At 33.2% G+C, this 13,318-nt stretch carries 13 protein-coding genes; 12 read left to right on the top strand and 1 reads right to left on the bottom strand.

From position 1 onward, the window contains the following. From BM077_RS13290 to BM077_RS13250, 9 genes are all read left to right on the top strand, one after another. Nucleotides 1–336 (top strand): group II intron maturase-specific domain-containing protein (locus BM077_RS13290; RefSeq protein ID WP_304441019.1); only part of this gene is annotated, 336 nt, incomplete at its 5' end. 178 nt (nucleotides 337–514) lie between these two features. Further along, on the top strand, nucleotides 515–2,338 hold the full coding sequence (uvrC, locus tag BM077_RS13285; RefSeq protein WP_089751110.1) for an excinuclease ABC subunit UvrC: 1,824 nt from the start codon (nucleotides 515–517) through the stop codon (nucleotides 2,336–2,338). Between the two features lie 486 nt (nucleotides 2,339–2,824). Next, nucleotides 2,825–3,337: a permease gene (locus BM077_RS13280; RefSeq protein ID WP_089751111.1), complete on the top strand. Its 513-nt coding sequence runs from the start codon at nucleotides 2,825–2,827 to the stop codon at nucleotides 3,335–3,337. Between the two features lie 321 nt (nucleotides 3,338–3,658). Beyond that, complete coding sequence (locus BM077_RS13275; RefSeq protein ID WP_143018644.1) at nucleotides 3,659–4,642, top strand: TolC family protein; 984 nt, start codon at nucleotides 3,659–3,661, stop codon at nucleotides 4,640–4,642. Continuing rightward, nucleotides 4,623–6,065 carry a TolC family protein gene (locus tag BM077_RS13270; protein WP_089751116.1) on the top strand — a complete coding sequence of 481 codons (1,443 nt, stop codon included), beginning with the start codon at nucleotides 4,623–4,625 and terminating at the stop codon, nucleotides 6,063–6,065. The genes BM077_RS13275 and BM077_RS13270 overlap by 20 nt, the downstream gene beginning before the upstream one ends. Before the next feature lies 1 nt (nucleotide 6,066). Continuing rightward, nucleotides 6,067–7,113 carry an efflux RND transporter periplasmic adaptor subunit gene (locus BM077_RS13265; RefSeq protein ID WP_089751118.1) on the top strand — a complete coding sequence of 349 codons (1,047 nt, stop codon included), beginning with the start codon at nucleotides 6,067–6,069 and terminating at the stop codon, nucleotides 7,111–7,113. Then, nucleotides 7,113–7,793: an ABC transporter ATP-binding protein gene (locus BM077_RS13260; protein ID WP_089751120.1), complete on the top strand. Its 681-nt coding sequence runs from the start codon at nucleotides 7,113–7,115 to the stop codon at nucleotides 7,791–7,793. The genes BM077_RS13265 and BM077_RS13260 overlap by 1 nt, the downstream gene beginning before the upstream one ends. Continuing rightward, nucleotides 7,790–9,001 carry an ABC transporter permease gene (locus BM077_RS13255; protein ID WP_089751122.1) on the top strand — a complete coding sequence of 404 codons (1,212 nt, stop codon included), beginning with the start codon at nucleotides 7,790–7,792 and terminating at the stop codon, nucleotides 8,999–9,001. The genes BM077_RS13260 and BM077_RS13255 overlap by 4 nt, the downstream gene beginning before the upstream one ends. 129 nt (nucleotides 9,002–9,130) lie before the next feature. Then, entirely contained in the window at nucleotides 9,131–9,325 is a 195-nt protein-coding gene (locus tag BM077_RS13250) for a PspC domain-containing protein (protein WP_089751124.1), read from the top strand. Between the two features lie 119 nt (nucleotides 9,326–9,444). Here the strand turns inward: BM077_RS13250 and BM077_RS13245 are convergent, their stop codons facing one another. Beyond that, nucleotides 9,445–9,684 (bottom strand): hypothetical protein, encoded by a 240-nt coding sequence (locus BM077_RS13245; RefSeq protein ID WP_089751127.1) that lies wholly within the window; start codon nucleotides 9,682–9,684, stop codon nucleotides 9,445–9,447. Between the two features lie 327 nt (nucleotides 9,685–10,011). Here BM077_RS13245 and BM077_RS13240 point away from each other — a divergent pair, with 327 nt between their 5' ends. From BM077_RS13240 to BM077_RS13230, 3 genes are all read left to right on the top strand, one after another. Then, nucleotides 10,012–10,797 carry a basic amino acid ABC transporter substrate-binding protein gene (locus BM077_RS13240; RefSeq protein WP_089751132.1) on the top strand — a complete coding sequence of 262 codons (786 nt, stop codon included), beginning with the start codon at nucleotides 10,012–10,014 and terminating at the stop codon, nucleotides 10,795–10,797. 289 nt (nucleotides 10,798–11,086) lie between these two features. Continuing rightward, nucleotides 11,087–12,043 (top strand): L-lactate dehydrogenase, encoded by a 957-nt coding sequence (locus tag BM077_RS13235; RefSeq protein WP_218140293.1) that lies wholly within the window; start codon nucleotides 11,087–11,089, stop codon nucleotides 12,041–12,043. 198 nt (nucleotides 12,044–12,241) lie between these two features. Then, complete coding sequence (locus BM077_RS13230; RefSeq protein WP_089751130.1) at nucleotides 12,242–13,249, top strand: methyl-accepting chemotaxis protein; 1,008 nt, start codon at nucleotides 12,242–12,244, stop codon at nucleotides 13,247–13,249. Nucleotides 13,250–13,318: the final 69 nt, after the last annotated feature.

Raw genomic sequence — 13,318 nt, 5'->3', positions numbered from 1 at the left:
AATGAAGACAAGAGATATTGGAATGTATTCCCGAGTAAGAAATCCCTGAAAAAGTTAAGAAGGAAAATAGGAAGTTATTTAAAGAAATCTGGCCATCTGGTGCCAATGAGAATCGCAAATGAACTAAACTCAAAAATTAGAGGCTGGATAAACTATTTTTCCATAGAAGGGGTAAGTTATCCAAATAAAGCAAAAAGGAATATAGAATGGTACCTAAAGTGTAGGTTAGGCAGGTACTATAAAAGGAAAAGTCAGAGAAGAAGCAAGCTCTATAGTAAAGGAGCATACAAGGTATTAGTTGAGAAATACGGATTAATAAAACCTAGTGCTTATTAAACTGACACTTGTGAAAGCTTTAGATGAAGTCTAAAGGGAAGCCGTATGAGGGAAAATCTCATGTACGGTTTGAAGAGGACTGTCTGATAACTTTAATTAGAGTTATCAGCTTTTACTCGACTGTCAAATGATTTTTAATGGGTTTTACTATCAGCCGAATTATGGATGGAGTGTTAATATGAAGTTACAGACACAATTAGATAACTTACCAAAAGATCCAGGAATCTACTTAATGAAAAACAAGTCTGGACAGATAATCTATGTTGGTAAAGCTAAATCTTTGCGAAAGAGAGTTCGCTCCTATTTTCAAAAATCTCGTAATCACTCATTTAAGACTCAGGCTTTGGTGAAGCGGATAGCAGATTTAGATTATGTTGTAACCGATTCAGAGGTGGAAGCTTTAATTCTAGAAGCAACGATGATTAAGAAGCATAATCCAAAGTTTAATATTCGTTTGAAGGATGATAAGACTTATCCTTATATAAAAGTTACAACTAATGAAGACTATCCTCGGGTCTATATGACTAGAATTGTAAGAAAAGATGGGGCTAAGTATTTTGGTCCTTATACTAATGTGAGTGCTGTGCATAAAACATTAAAATTATTACGCGATCTATTTCCTTTACGGGATTGTAAAAAAAGTATTTCACAAAATAAGAAAGAAGAGCGGGCTTGTCTAAATTATCATATTGAAAAGTGCTTGGGGCCTTGTGTTGAGGATATAGATGTGACTAAGTATAATAAGATGATTAAGGAGATTATTCTATTCTTAAAAGGTAAGCAGCAGGATTTAATTAAACAACTTGAGAATGAGATGCAGGAAGCAGCGAACCGAAGAGAGTTTGAACGAGCAGCTGAATTACGTGATCAGATACAAGCGATTAAGGATATTACTAAGAAGCAGAAAGTAGTTTCACCTGACTTTGAAGATCAAGATATTATTGCTACTGCGCATGAGGATAGTCTGGCTTGTGTACAGGTGATGGTCGTTAGAAATGGTAGATTAGTCGGACAAGAAGACTTTATTATGGAAGGAACATCAGTCGAAGCTATAGATGAGACCTTAACTGCCTTTTTGAAGCAATACTACATGAATATTAATTATATTCCCAAGGAGATATTATTAGAGATAGAGATTGAGGATAAGGAAATAATTGAAGATTGGCTTAATGAAAAACGAGGATCGCGAGTATATCTTAAAAACCCACAGCGAGGTGCTAAACGAGAATTAGTTAATATGGCTCAGCGGAATGCTAAGTACAATCTAAAGGATTACTTAATTAAATCTGATTATCAAAGTCGCAAACCGTTAAAAGGAGTCAAAGAATTACAGACTTATCTAGACTTAGATAAACCACCGATTAGGATTGAAGGTTTTGATATCTCTAATATCCAGGGAACAGATCCAGTAGCTTCTTTAGTAGTCTTTGAGAATGGGCGGCCTAAGAAGAGTGATTATCGTCGGTTTAAGATTAAGACAGTTGAAGGCCCGAATGACTTTGCGATGATGCAAGAGGTTGTCGAGCGGAGGTATTCTCGGATTATTAATGAAGGTAAAGAGATGCCGGATTTAATTTTGATTGATGGTGGTAAAGGACAATTAAATGCTGCTTTAGAAATCTTAGATGATTTAGGAGTAGGAGATCAACCTATCTTTGGCCTAGCTAAGAGAGAGGAAGAAGTCTTTGTCAAAGGAGAACCAGAACCTATTATCTTACCGCGCGATGGAGAATCCTTATATTTGATCCAACGAGTTAGAGATGAAGCACATCGTTTTGCAGTTAGTTATCACCGCAAGTTACGATCACGACGCATTACCCATTCGATGTTAGATGATATTTCGGGTGTTGGCAAGAAACGGAGAGAAAGTTTGTTGAAACATTTCGGATCTCTGGATAAGATTCGGAGCGCCTCAATAGATGAACTTAGTGAAGTACATGGTATTAGTGAAAAGATAGCAACTACTATTTATAATTATTTACAAGAGCGTACGAGACCGTAATTTAAACTGCTGATTTAATATCAGCAGTTTCTGTTTATATACATAATGTAAAATTAATTGACACGTCAACTAATTTTAGATATTATTATATATAAATGTATAATTTAGTTATAAATTGAGTAATGTCGGTTAAAAATTTAGTCTTCGTGCATAATCGATTGATGTTAGCCATTTAGAATGGAGCACCAGGGGCACTCCCTATTGAATAAATCATACAAGAACCATTTAAGGTTGCAGACTGTAATAAATAAAGCATGGTAAAAGTTGTTTTCTGTTTGACCGTTAGGGAGTTTGAAAACAACCCATGCTTTATTTATGGAAGTCGTTGCGGAATTCGTAGGCGGTATCAATTGATTATGTAAGAACCTAGATTTCAAATATAATTGAGGTGAACAAATCTATAAGGGCTTACGAACCATTATAAACATTAGACTTATTTAGCCGATAATATTCAAATTGAGTAGAGGAGTGAGGAGTTGATTAAATATGAACTGGTTTGGAATCTTATTTGGCAAAGGATGGGCACAGCGAATCATTATCTTTGGGGCGATAATACTTTATCTATATTTAGGAGTTACAAAGCCTGAGGTAGCTAAAAAAGGTATCACTGGAGCTGGAAAGACCTTTGCGAGTCTATTTACTTTGATCTTTGCTGCTCTTTTGATTTCAAGAGCAATAGGGTTACTTCTACCGATGGAAACGGTGATGGAATGGTTTGGAGAAGATACAGGGATTAAAGGAATAATTAGAGGTGGCCTTTTAGGCGGTGTGTTACAAGGTGGACCGTATGCTGTATACCCTATAATTAAATCAATTGCTGATAAAGGAGCTCATATAAGTGTAGTTATGGCCATGCTTATGGGATATGGAGCTATAGGCTTAGCTAGGGTTGCGTATGGTCTTGTCTTTTTTGATGCTAAGATTGTTGGTTTGAGGCTATTACTTGCTATTCCGGTACCGATAGTTGCTGGGATTTTAGTTTATCTATTATATGATTAGAATATTTATTTCTTTTATATTTGGAAGATAAATGTCAGATGACTTTAAAATGAGTTGTCTGGCATTTATTTTTAGTTAGTCAAAAAAAGTTCATTTTTTAATTAAAGTTTTTTAAGTTTAGTTATGATATAATTAACAGTAAGAAAGTAGTTAATCTTCCTAAGAGATTGAAAGAGAGAAGTAAGGTTAGAAAATAAACTTAGCAACAGAGGAGGGGTTAATGTGAAATTAAGAACTAAATCTTTATTAATAATAACCTGTTTAATATTTATAATTTCTACATCAACTATAATACTTGCCAATAACGAAGAGGTCTTAACAGTGTCAAAGGCTATTAACGTAGTGTTGGATGGTAATACTGATTTACAGATTGCAGAGTTAGAATTAGCCAATGCAAAGATCGAATATCAAAAGAGCAAAGCTAGTAATCTTACTACACAGTCCAATTACTCTGAAATGAGGACTAAATTGAATTTGATGCAGGCTCAAAATCAGTATTATCAAGACCAAGTTCAATTAATTAAAGAAGTATTAACTGATTATGCTGAAGTAGTATTAGCTGAAAAGAATGTGAAGATCAAAAGAAAGAAATTAGAGTTAGAGAAGCTTAGATTAGATAAGACTAAAGCTCAATTCGCAAAAGGACATAAGAATAATTTAGACTTAATAGAGCAGACAAATGCGTATCATGATGCTAAAGCTAACTTTGAGGAGTCTAAGGATAATTATTCGGAAGCTATACGGGAACTTAGATTTATAATTAATCAGAATCAACAGCAAAGTTTAAATTTACAAGTTTTAAAGAAGCCAGAGTTATGGCAGATTACTGAAGCTGAAGTTTTAAATGTCGGTTTTGAGAATAATAGTGAGTTAAAGATAGAAGCAATGCAGATTAAAGTGGCTAAACAAGGATTAATTAAGGCTCAGCAATCATTAACTTCCCGACTTGATTTAGAAAAAGCGAAGAATAATTTGCAAATTGCTAAACTAAAGAAAGAAGAGTCGGAAGAAGATATAAGGAAATCACTTTACGTGAGTTATTATAATTTTAAACAAGCTATTAATAAGCTTAGTTTGCGACAAGAAGACCTTAATAGGGTTAAAGAAAATCATAATATGATAACGAAGAAAGAAGAGAATGGTTTAGCATCGCAAGAAGAAGTGTTAGCATCGGAAGTCCAATTATTAGAGGCTAAGCAGAATTATCAATCAGTAATAATTGATTATTACAAAAAATATTTGGAGTTAAAGTCTAATATGGAGTTGGAAGTGGAGGGATTAATTAATGACCTTACCCAGAGGTAGACTATTAGTTATGTTAGTAATATTATTTGCTATATTATTATTCTCTAATTCAGCTTTAGCTCAAGAAATGACTTTTGAAGAAGGAGTGCATTGGGGGCTAAAACATAATATAGAGATAATGAAGATGAAACAAAATCTTAATCAATTGAAGAGAGGACTTAAAGAGATTAAAGCTGGTTCTGACTGGCAGTTAGACACTACTATTAAGACTCAGGTTAATAATTTTGATACTGATAAGATATCTGATATTGATAGTTCATCTGATGGAGAAGATAATAATTTTCAAGAATTGGATATTTCCCTATCAGCCACTAAGGATTATTGGTCAGGGCTATCTTTAAGGTCTGAGGTTTACTCTAGAAACGATAACTTATCTGCAGATTCAATTAATGATGCTGAATTTCAATTAAATGTTGATCAAAATATTTATCCACGGTTACCAATTAATGCAGAACAGAATTATATTAAGCGAAAGATGGATTTAAAGGAGGCCCAGGTAGCACTAAAGGATGAAAAGAATAGTAAGATAATTAACTGGACTGAAGCTTATCTTAATCTACTTAGGTTAAAAGAAAGTTATGGTTTGGCTAATGAAAGATATAAGATAGCTCAAAAAGAGCTAGATGAAGTTATGGCTCAAAAGAAGGTAGGAGAAGCCGGTGAGTTAGAACTTCTAAGCGCCAAAGCTAATTTAAAAGAGGCGCAATATCAATTGAAGAATACAAAAAATAATTATCAACAGGCTAAGAAAGCTTTAAGTAATCAATTAGGTCTTTCTAACGAAAAGAGTTTGAAATTAAATGCTAGCTCAGATTACTTGGTTCAATTAAAAGCAATTATAAATTCATCCTCTATTAAATTGCATGATAAGCCAAGGTTAGTTGAGTTAGCTATGGATAATAGTGTTAAATTATTGAAGAATAAATTAAGCAAGAAGAAAGCGGAGTATGAATTGCATTGGAGTAAGCTTGAAGATAAGCCGGATATTAATCTAAATGGCAATTATAATTCTCTTAATCAAGAATGGAGTGCTGGAATTAATCTTTCGTATAATATCTTTGATAGCGGGCAACAAGAATTAGCAATGAAAGATTTAAATGAACAGATAGAGATTACAAATAGAGAATATCAAGATATAGTTAAAGGTTTAAAACTTGAGATAGATAAATTAGTAACTCGAATAGAAGCTAACCAAAATAATCTGGAAGGTAAAGAATTGCGGTTAGAGAAGGCTAAGTTGGATAAGAAGATAGGTAAGAGACAGTTAGAAAGAGGATTAATTACTCAAATTGAATTTCATAAAAAAGAGTTAGCCTTACAAGAAACTAGGATTAATTTAAAAGAAGCTAAGGATAAATTATTATTGAGCAAATTAGAATTAATTGATTATATAGGTAGCAAAGAATTTTGGGGAGGGAAGTAATGTGAAGAAATGGGTCGGTATTGGTTTAGCAATAATATTAATTATAGGATTAGGTTTCTTTGGTTGGAGTAAGTTCATTAAACAGAAATCTTCTACTGTTAGTAAGCCATTGACACAAAAAGATATTCGTTCTAATATGATTATGACTGTCAAAAAAGATAGTTTAGAGAAGATGATATCTGTTAGTGGTACTGTGGAGCCGGTTGAGAGTCAAGATTTATACTTTAAGACAAATGGAACGGTTAAATCAATTAATATTGAAGAAGGAGCAAGAGTAGAAAAAGGTCAAGTATTAATGGAAATTGAAAATGATGAGCAACGATTAAACTATATTAAAGCTAAAAATAGTTATGAAACGATAGTAATTAGCGGTACAGAATCTAAAATTAAAGAAGCAGAGTTGAATTTAAAGATAGCCAAAGATAGATTAGATGAGACTAAGTTAAAAGCTCCTTTTGCAGGTATAATTAATGAAATTTCAATCGAAGAAGGAAGTTATACGGCTCAGGATCAGGATAAAACGGTAGCTAAGTTAATCGATAACAGCGGTTACCAGGTCGAAGTCAGTGTTGATGAGAGTGATAGCCGACAACTAGAGTTAGGGCAACCGGCTCGAATTACAATGGAGGCCTTACCGAATCAAGAATTAAAAGGAGAAGTAGTAGATATTGGAGCTAATGCAGAGGTGAATAGTGGAGTGGTAACTCTTCCAGTTATGGTTGCTATTAAAGAGAAACCTAAATTTATTAGACCTGGTTTTTCAGCAGAGGTAGAGATAATAGTAGAACAGATTAAGGAACAATTAATACTTCCGATCACTGCTGTTTATAATGAAAAAGGCGAGACTAAGGCAGTCAAGATAGTTAAAGGGAAACCGACACCGGTCAACGTAAAGATAGGTGTTTCTAGCGGAAGAAATGTTGTAATTAAAGAAGGGTTACAGGCTGGAGATAAGATTTTAATTAATACTTATATGTTTGCTAATGGAGCCCAAAATTTACAACAAGGAGACGGAGGTCCTAGAATGATGAGAGGAGGAGGCCATTAATGCTAGCAGTCAAAGACTTAAGTAAAGTATATAATGACGGTAAAGAGATAGCAGTAAAAGCTTTAAAAGAGGTCTCTTTTACAATCGAAGATGGAGAAATGGTAGCTATTATGGGGCCTTCTGGTTCTGGGAAATCGACTTTGATGCATCTAATAGGTTGTTTAGATCAGCCGACTTCAGGAGAATACTTACTAGACAATGAAGATGTCAGTCTAGCTAATGAGAAACAATTGGCAGTGATTCGTAATAAAAGGATTGGTTTTGTCTTTCAACAGTTTAACCTATTGCCGAGAAGATCAATATTGCATAATGTAGAAGTACCACTAATTTATGCAGGAGTAGGTCGAAAAGAGAGAAGAGTTAAAGCCAAAGATGTATTAGAGAAAGTAGGATTAGGACATAGATTAGATCATTATCCCAATGAGATATCAGGTGGTCAAAAACAGCGAGTTGCTATTGCTCGGGCTTTAGCTAATAATCCTTCATTAATTTTGGCCGATGAACCAACTGGAAATCTTGATTCGGAGACTGAGAATGAGATTATCGATATCTTTCATGATTTAAATGAACAGGGACATACTATTGTCCTCGTTACTCATTCCAAAAAAGTAGGTCATAGTGCTAAACGAATCTTACATCTTCTTGACGGTGAGCTAGTCGAAGATGAGGTGGTAGCATGATCTTTGAAATAATAATTATCGCGCTTAATAGTTTAAAAGCTAATAAATTAAGAACATTCTTATCCATGCTAGGAATTATCATTGGAGTAGGAGCAGTAATTGCTATTGTTTCTATAGGTACCGGAACTCAACAGCGGATTACAGCTAGGATATCTAATTTAGGTTCTAATTTAATTAATATCAGGCGAGGATATAGATGGGGTAGAAGTGGAGTAAGCTCTACAGCTACTAATGTATTTACTTTAGAAATGGCAGAGTATATTGAGAAGAGTTGCCCAGATGTTAAAGTTGTGCTCCCTAATAACCAAGGAAGCGGATTACTAATTAAAGGAGAAAATAATATACAGGCGACAGTAGTAGGAACAGAAGCAGCTTATCAAGAAATCTATGATTATTACCCACGACAAGGAAAGTTCATTGGTCCAGATGATCTTAAAGAAGCTAATAATATCATAGTCTTAGGTTCTGAATTAGTTAATGAATTATCTCCGGACAGTAATCCATTAGGGAAAAGCATTAAATTTAATTATCAAAATCGTACTCTATTATTTACAGTAGTAGGGGTCATGGAAGATAAAAGTACCGGTGGACCAGTAGGTGATTTAAATAGCCAAGCTTATATTCCTAGTACTACTTATATGAACAAGCTAGCTAACAGTAATTATGTCAGTGGGTTTACAGCTCAAGCTAGGTCATCTGAAGTAGCCTCAGAGGCAGTAGATCAAATCGAATACTTCTTAATTAAGGCTATAGGAGACAAAGATGGGTTTCATATTATGAGCCAAGATCAGATTCTAGATACTATCAATGATGTTACTAATTCGATGACTCTAATGTTAGGAGGGATAGCTGCCATTTCATTATTAGTAGGTGGTATTGGAATCATGAATATTATGTTAGTATCAGTCACCGAAAGAACTAAAGAAGTAGGAATTCGTAAAGCATTAGGAGCCAAGAAGAAAGATATACTAACTCAATTTCTAATTGAATCATTAGCTTTAAGCGGCATCGGAGGAGTATTAGGAATTGGCTTAGGGTATATAGGCGCTTACCTTATTGCTCAGTTTGCAGGCTGGCCTTTTGTCGTTTCTAATTTATCAGTGATAGTAGCCTTTAGTTTTTCACTTTTGATCGGTATCTTCTTTGGTATCTATCCTGCCATGAAAGCAGCAGCTTTAGATCCAGTAGATGCTTTGAGTTATGAATAGAAAGAATTAGTTATTTCATAATTTTTCAATATTCTTCAATTGGTTAGAATAATAAAGAGGAACTTACTTCATTTTCTTGAATATAAATAATAATGAAGCTTTAAGCTAAGAAGTGGAGGATAAAAAGATATGAGACAAAAATTATATCGGTCTAATACTGATAAAATGGTTGCTGGTATTTGCGGTGGGATTGCTGAATATTTTGATGTTGATTCTACGATAATAAGGTTACTTTGGATTCTATTATTTATCGGCGCTGGATCAGGTTTAATTGCTTATATTATCTGTTGGCTAGTTATTCCTAAAGGGAATTATTATAATTAAATTTAGAAAGCCTTACGATTACTGGAGTAGTCGTGAGGCTTTCTAATTGTATAGGAAATTGAAATTATGGATAATCTCTAGTCAATATACTTCTATAGCGACTCTTAATTATTCTAACTTTAAATCCTCCGATTCTCTTCCACCTGTGCATCTAATAACTCATCATCAATCGTACTATACTCATTTCCACCCTCCATACTAATCATCCCTTTATCTTCTAAAATCTGAGTCACCTCTGCCCAACTATCTCGCTTCTCATCTGGTAAGCTTAAGATAAAATCGTTAATTTCTTCGATTGGAACTTCATTTTTAACTTTCATGCCACCAAACTTCATATGTTGTTCTATCTGTTTAAACATAGATTAATACCTCCTATTTTACTTGCTTTTTGTTTATTATTTCTGTTTAGGGTTAGTTTAATAACTAGAAAAATTACTTAAACTAGTTGGATAGTAGATAGCAGAGTTAAAATATGGTAAGGTGTAATACGTGATTGTGAATATTGGGTAAGATTAAGGTGGAGGTCAATCTTCTATTAGTGAAGATTATCGTTTTTGTTATTTTAAAGATTTATTTTTATAAAAACCATTGCATAATTATATTTTTTGCTGTATAATTATAATCGGTTAAGTTACTTATATATGTTATCTTAAATAAATTAGGAGGTATTCAAGGTGAATAAAGGAATGAAGCGATTTTTAGTAGTATTATTAGGATTAATTTTAGTTGTAGGAGTAATGGGTTGTAGTAATAGTGGTGGTAATGACAAGCAAGGAAAGGCAAAAACAACATTTGATCAAATAACAGCAAAAGGAAAGATAGTAGTTGGGACTTCTGCTGATTATAAGCCATTTGAATATATTGATCAAGATGGTAAAATCGTAGGTTTTGATGTTGAGATTATGAAAGCAGTAGGAAAGGAATTAGGGCTAAAAGTAGAGTTTGTAGATACAGCTTTTGATGGCTTAATTCCAAGTTTAAAGTCTAAGAAGTATGATGTGGTCGTTTCTGCGATGACGATTACTGAGAAAAGAGAGAAAGCAGTAGACTTTACCCAACCTTATTTTAATGCTGGTCAGGTAATTGCAGTTATGGATAACGATGATAGCATTAAAAGTCCAGAAGATTTAACAGGCAAGGTAGTTGGTGTGCAGTTAGGAACTACTGGTGATTTAAAGGCTTCAGAAATGGAGAATTTAAAAGAGATTAAGAGATATGAAAAGATGACTCAAGCATATATTGAATTAAAGAACGGTCGAATTGACGCTGTAGTTAATGACTTGCCGGTAACAGCAGCTTATATTATGGAAAATCCAGATGTCAAGATAGTTGGCAAACCATTTACTGATGAAAATTATGGCATAGCTGTTAGAGAAGGTGATGATAAATTAGAGAAAGAGATTAATGGTGCAATTACTAAGTTAAAAGAGAATGGTACTTACGATGAAATTTATAATAAATGGTTTGAATAAAGTAGAATAATTTTGAGGTATGTAGATGCCAGATGCTTATAAGAGGAGATTTTAATTAATAATCACAACCAAATCTTATTAAATGTTAATAACTAAATTATATTAAAAAAGACTGCCAAGATTGGTGGTCTTTTTTTCTTTTAAGGCGATTATAAATACTAATCTTTATTTTATTGACGAAAAAAGAGTTTTCCCAGGAAATTCTCCTGTATTTTGATTATTGAATAGTTTTTATTAGAAGAGATAATGATAATAGTAGTTTATAATCAGATTAAGGGAGGATATAATATTGAAAATAAAAGAAGAAGGAAATAAAGTAGCAATAGTCGGGGTTGGATTTGTAGGGTCAACAATAGCTTATACATTAATGTTAGGTGGTTTAGTTTCAGAGATAGTTCTAATAGATATCAATAAAGATAAAGCAGAAGGGGAAGCAATGGATTTGCGACATGGTGCTTCATTTGTGCGACCGGTTGAGATTACAACTGGAGATTATTCAGGTTGTCAGAATGCTGATATTGTAATCATAACAGCCGGTGCTAATCAAAAGCCTGATGAGACAAGATTAGATTTAGTTAAACGGAATGTGGATATATTTAAAGATATGATCCCTAAAATAACAAAAAACATTAGTGATGATACTCTATTATTAGTAGTTACTAATCCGGTTGACATCTTATCCTATATAACTTGGAAAATATCAGGGTTACCACCAAAGCGAGTAATTGGTTCAGGTACAACTCTTGATAGTTCCCGTTTCCGGTATATTTTAAGTCAACATTGTAATATAGATGCTAGAAATATCCACGGTTATATTATTGGAGAACATGGTGATAGTGAAGTTGCCGTCTGGAGTGTAACTAATATTTCTGGTATATCCTTTGACCAATTCTGTGAAGATTGTGGTGATAAGTGTGATTGGGAAGCTAAAGGTTCAATTGCTAGTAAAGTTAAAGAGTCAGCATATGAGATTATAGAAAAGAAAGAAGCAACTTATTATGCAATTGCTCTGGCTGTAAGAAGAATTGTAGAAAGTATTCTTAGAGATGAAAATTCAATTCTTACTCTTTCCACATTAATGCAAGGGGAGTATGGTTTAAATGACCTATATTTAAGTTTACCAACTATTATCAATAAAGAAGGGATTAGGAGTACACTCACTCCCAAACTATCATCTCAAGAAAAAGATGGTCTTATAAATTCAGCAGAACTTTTAAAGAAATTAATTGCGAACTTAAATCTTTAGCTTGTTGACAAATCATGGTATAAGGTGTTATAATAATTAATATTACCCCTGTATTCCCGGGATTGGTATAAATGAGGAAAAGATACAGTGATTAAATGTAACTTAAAGATATCAGTTATTATATTAGTATACTTCATAATATTTTCAAACTTATGTCTTATAATTTAATTAACTTAATATCCTCAGGAGGAGATAAAAATGAAAAAGATAAAAATTAATTTGATGGCTAAACTATTGGCTTGTTCAATAATAGTTATTTTCGTCTTAGGTGGTATAGTTTATTATGCTAATGAGAATATACATCAGATTAATCAAGTAATGACTCAGTTACAGGATGTGCATAAAGGTTTAAGAAATATTGATAAAATGAGTAATGATAATATTCAAACCGCAGTTATGAAAATGATGAAAGAGAATCGAAAGATTAGTGAATTAATTACAATGGGAATTGTAGCACTATTATTAGGGGTGATAGTTACTCGTATTATTACTACTCCTATCAAAAGAATCATTAATGGTGCAAGAAAGATAGCCGATGGAGATTTGACTACATATATTGAAGTGAATAGTAGAGATGAACTTGAAGAATTAGCTAATAGATTTAATTGGATGACTGAACATTTAAGAAAGCTAGTCAATAAAATCCATCATGAATCGAGTCAAGTTAATGATGCTAGTGAACAATTAAGTTCAATTTCTGAGGAAGTGGCAGAAACAGTTCAGGTACAAGCGGTCAATCTTGAAGATAATTTTGATCTAATGCAAGAAATTGATAATTCTGTTGAAGAAACAGCGAGACAGATTAATATGTCTACTGAATTAACTACAGAGACTGATAGTTTAGCGTCAGAGGGAATGGATAAAGCTAATACAATTATGAATGGAATGGTGGAAATAGATGGCACTACTACAAATTTAAATAGCATTATAGATAATTTAAATACAAAGTGTAAAAAGATAAGTGAAGTTATCCAAACTATCGATGATATTGCAGAACAAACAAATATTCTTGCATTAAATGCATCAATAGAAGCAGCTAGAGCTGGAACTAAAGGTCAAGGCTTTGCTGTAGTTGCTGACGAGATTAGAGAATTGGCGACAAATGTAAAGGAATCAACTTTTAGTATAGGAAATTTGATTGATGACCTGCAGAGCAAGAGTAAACAAGCAGTAGAATATATTGACATCCTCCCCGCCCGTTCGTGAAACTCACGAACGAGGATTCCTTAAAGAAACTTACGAGGTTGTCGAATGATTAGAGGACAATCTATTTCT

It is taken from the genome of Candidatus Frackibacter sp. WG13 (assembly GCF_900114655.1).
In the GTDB taxonomy this organism is placed as follows: Bacteria; Bacillota; Halanaerobiia; order Halobacteroidales; family Acetohalobiaceae; genus Frackibacter.
The sequence above is the reverse complement of the archived record's forward strand: the minus strand, read 5'-3'. Positions and strand labels throughout refer to the sequence as shown.

Excerpts from the sequence above, each read along its gene's own strand:
- uvrC (WP_089751110.1), top strand. The coding sequence starts at position 515 with ATGAAGTTACAGACACAATTAGATAACTTACCAAAAGATCCAGGAATC.
- BM077_RS13280 (WP_089751111.1), top strand. The coding sequence starts at position 2,825 with ATGAACTGGTTTGGAATCTTATTTGGCAAAGGATGGGCACAGCGAATC.
- BM077_RS13270 (WP_089751116.1), top strand. The coding sequence starts at position 4,623 with ATGACCTTACCCAGAGGTAGACTATTAGTTATGTTAGTAATATTATTT.
- BM077_RS13260 (WP_089751120.1), top strand. The coding sequence starts at position 7,113 with ATGCTAGCAGTCAAAGACTTAAGTAAAGTATATAATGACGGTAAAGAG.
- BM077_RS13255 (WP_089751122.1), top strand. The coding sequence starts at position 7,790 with ATGATCTTTGAAATAATAATTATCGCGCTTAATAGTTTAAAAGCTAAT.
- BM077_RS13250 (WP_089751124.1), top strand. The coding sequence starts at position 9,131 with ATGAGACAAAAATTATATCGGTCTAATACTGATAAAATGGTTGCTGGT.
- BM077_RS13245 (WP_089751127.1), bottom strand. The coding sequence starts at position 9,684 with ATGTTTAAACAGATAGAACAACATATGAAGTTTGGTGGCATGAAAGTT.
- BM077_RS13240 (WP_089751132.1), top strand. The coding sequence starts at position 10,012 with ATGAAGCGATTTTTAGTAGTATTATTAGGATTAATTTTAGTTGTAGGA.
- BM077_RS13230 (WP_089751130.1), top strand. The coding sequence starts at position 12,242 with ATGAAAAAGATAAAAATTAATTTGATGGCTAAACTATTGGCTTGTTCA.